3 protein-coding genes are annotated in these 3,640 nt (G+C 69.0%); all 3 read left to right on the top strand.

The features are described from left to right. Positions 1-1,087 (top strand): carbohydrate-binding protein (locus tag AW273_RS35745; RefSeq protein WP_157556498.1); only part of this gene is annotated, 1,087 nt, incomplete at its 5' end. A gap of 11 nt (positions 1,088-1,098) precedes the next feature. After that, a complete protein-coding gene (locus tag AW273_RS35740) occupies positions 1,099-2,748 on the top strand; it encodes a glycoside hydrolase family 27 protein (protein WP_062358201.1) in 1,650 nt (549 codons plus the stop codon). Positions 2,749-2,752: 4 nt separating this feature from the next. Continuing rightward, positions 2,753-3,640: glycoside hydrolase family 95 protein (locus tag AW273_RS35735; protein ID WP_232327750.1), on the top strand; the 888-nt coding region annotated here is incomplete at its 3' end.

Raw genomic sequence — 3,640 nt, 5'->3', positions numbered from 1 at the left:
CCCGAGTGCCACCGGGCCGTGGACGTACCGGGGAACGGTCATGCCGCGGCAGGGCGCCAGCTTCACCAACCACGCGGGGATCGTCGACTTCGCGGGCGGGTCGTATTTCTTCTACCACAACGGCGCGCTGCCGGGCGGCAGCGGTTACACCCGGTCGGTGGCGGTGGAGAAGTTCACCTACAACGGCGACGGCACCATCCCGACCATCAACATGACCACCGCCGGGCCTGCCCAGGTGGGCACGCTCAACCCCTACGTGCGCCAGGAGGCCGAGACGATCGCCTGGTCGTCGGGGGTGGAGACCGAGGCCTCCACCGAGGGCGGAATGAACGTCGGGTTCATCGAGAACGGCGACCACGTCAAGGTCAAGGGTGTGGCCTTCGGCACCGGCGCGTCCTCCTTCACCGCCCGGGTCGCCTCCGGCGCCGGCGGTGGGCGGATCGAGGTCCGGCTCGGCTCCGCGACCGGCACGCTCGTGGGCACCTGCAACGTCGCCGGGACCGGCGGCTGGCAAAGCTGGACCACGGTCACCTGCCCCGTCTCGGGCGCGACCGGCACGCGCGACCTCTACCTGCGCTTCGCGGGCAACAGCGGCTACCTGTTCAACCTCAACTGGTGGCAGTTCACCGGCGGAGGCGGCAGCGGCGGCGGCAACCTGCTGACCAACGGCACGATGGAGGACGGCACCACGGGCTGGACCACCTCCGGGGGTTCGCTCTCCTCGGCCACCAACGTGGCCCACGCCGGCAGCCGGTCGCTGCTCAACTCCGGGCGTACCGCCGCCTGGCAGGGCCCGCACCAGAACGTGACCGCGCAGCTCACCAACGGCGGGAGCTACACCACGAGCGTCTGGGTCCGCTCGCAGAGCGGGACCCCGAGCGCGAAGGCGACGCTGACGCTCACCGCGAACGGCACGACGAGCTATCTCCAGCTGACCCCCGCCCAGACGGTCAACACGAACGGCTGGACCCAGCTCACCGGCACCGCGACGGTCTCGTGGACCGGCACGCTCACCAACGCCTCCTTCTACGTCGAGACCGCCGCCGGCACCGACGGGCTGTACGTCGACGACGCCTCCTTCCAGTGACAGGAGCTCCCATGAGCAGGAAAAGTACCCGCGCGCTGCTGGCCCTGACGGTTGTCGCCGTGGCGCTGACCCCCGTGACCCAGGCGCAGGCGTTGAACAACGGAGTAGGCCGCACCCCGCCGATGGGCTGGAACACCTGGAACACCTTCGGCTGCAACATCAACGAGACGCTGATCAAGCAGACCACCGACGCGATGGTCAACAACGGCATGCGCGACCTCGGCTACCAGTACGTCGTCGTCGACGACTGCTGGATGGACCCCAACCGCGACTCCGCCGGGAACCTCCAGCCCAACCTGTCGCGGTTCCCCAGCGGCATGAAGGCACTGGGCGACTACATCCACTCGCGCGGCATGAAGTTCGGCATCTACCAGGCCCCGCTCGACAAGACCTGCGCGCAGTACTTCAACTCCTACCCGGGCGCGACCGGCGCCCTGAACCACGAGGCCCAGGACGCGCGCCAGTTCGCCGCCTGGGGCGTCGACTACCTCAAGTACGACTGGTGCTCCCCCACCGGCACCATCGACGACCAGGTCAGGGCCTTCGCCAAGATGCGCGACGCGCTCGCCGCCACCGGCCGCCCGATCCTGTACAGCATCAACTCGAACAGCATCCACGACAAGACGGGCCCGCGCCGCAACTGGGGCGACGTCGCCAACATCTGGCGCACCACCGAGGACATCACCAACACCTGGAACTCGGGCCAGACCAACGGCTACCCGATGGGCATCCAGAACATCGTCAACGTCAACGCGCCGCTGTCGGGCTACGCCGCGCCCGGTCAGTTCAACGACCCCGACATGATGGTGGTCGGCCGGGGCGGTATGAACGACACCGAGATGCGCAGCCACTTCGCCCTGTGGGCGATCATGGCCGCGCCGCTGATCGCGGGCAACGACGTCCGGAACATGGACAACGCCACCTCCACGATCATGAAGAACGCGAACCTGATCGCCATCAACCAGGACACCCTCGGGTTGCAGGCGACCCAGATCAGCAACGACGGCACCCGCCGCATCCTGGCCAAGCGCCTCAGCAACGGCGACGTCGCGGTGGCCCTGTTCAACCAGGGCGGCAGCACCACCACGATCAGCACCAGCGCCGCCGCCATCGGCCTGTCGGGCACCTCGTTCAACCTGCGCGACGCCTGGACCAACGCGGTCACCAGCACGTCGGGCACCATCTCGGCCAGCGTGCCCGCCCACGGCACGGTCGTCTACCGCGTCAGCGGCGGCACCCCGACGACGCCCTCGCCCACTCCGACGCCCTCGACCTCGACCAGCCCGCTGAGGGGCGTGGCGTCCAACCGGTGTGTGGACGTGACCGGCGCCTCCCAGACCAACGGCACCGCCGTGGTGCTCTGGGACTGCAACGGCCAGAGCAACCAGCAGTGGACCTCCACCGCGGCCGGTGAGCTGCGCGTCTACGGCGGCAAGTGCCTCGACGTGAACAACAACGGCACCGCCGACGGCACCGGCGTCCTCATCTGGGACTGCAACGGCCAGAACAACCAGAAGTGGCGCTTCAACGGCGACGGCAGCATCACCGCGATCGGCGCGAACAAGTGCCTGGACGTGTCGGGCGCCTCCACCGCCAACAACGCCAGGATCCAGATCTGGACCTGCACCGGCGCCACCAACCAGCGCTGGACCAGGGGGTAGCGGCATGTCCGACATCTCTCGCCGGAAAGTGCTGCAGTTCGGCGCGGCCGGCGCCGGAGCCGCGATCCTGCCCCTGCAGTGGACGGCGGTCGCCAGGGCCGCCGCCGCCCCGCCCGCCGAGGCGGGTGACATGGCCCTGTGGTACGACGAGAGCGCCGGCACCGACTGGTTGCGCGCCCTGCCGATCGGCAACGGCCGCCTGGGCGCGATGGTCTACGGCAACGTCGATGTGGAGCGGTTGCAGCTCAACGAGGACACCGTCTGGGCCGGTGGCCCCTACGACCAGAGCAGCGGCCGTAATTCGGGCTCGCTGAGCCAGATCCGGAATCTGGTGTTCCAGAACCAGTGGAGCCAGGCCCAGAGCCTCATCGACCAGAACATGCTCGGCCGCCCGGCCGGGCAGCTCGCCTACCAGACCGTCGGCAACCTGCGGTTGTCCATCGGCAACACCAGCGGCGTGTCGGAGTACAACCGCTACCTCGACCTGACCACGGCCACCACCGTGACCACCTACGCCCAGAACGGCATCCGCTACCGGCGCGAGATCCTGGCCAGCGCGCCCGACCAGGTCATCGCGATCAGGCTCACCGCCGACCGGGCCAACTCAATCAGCTTCTCGGCGACCTTCGACAGCCCGCAGCGCATCACCCGCTCCAGCCCCGACGGCAGCACCGTCGCGATGGACGGGCTGTCGGGGGACTTCGAGGGCATCACCGGACAGGTCCGTTTCCTCGCCCTGGCCAGGGTGGTGGCCGACGGCGGGACCGTGAGCAGCTCGGGCGGCACGGTGCAGGTCCGTTCGGCCAACAGCGTGACCGTGCTGGTCTCCATCGGATCCAGCTACAAGAACTACCGCGACGTCACCGGCGACTACCAGGGCATCGCCCGCGGG

It is taken from the genome of Herbidospora yilanensis (genome assembly GCF_001570565.1).
Lineage (GTDB): Bacteria > Actinomycetota > Actinomycetes > Streptosporangiales > Streptosporangiaceae > Herbidospora > Herbidospora yilanensis.
This window is presented reverse-complemented; position numbering and strand designations above follow the sequence as displayed.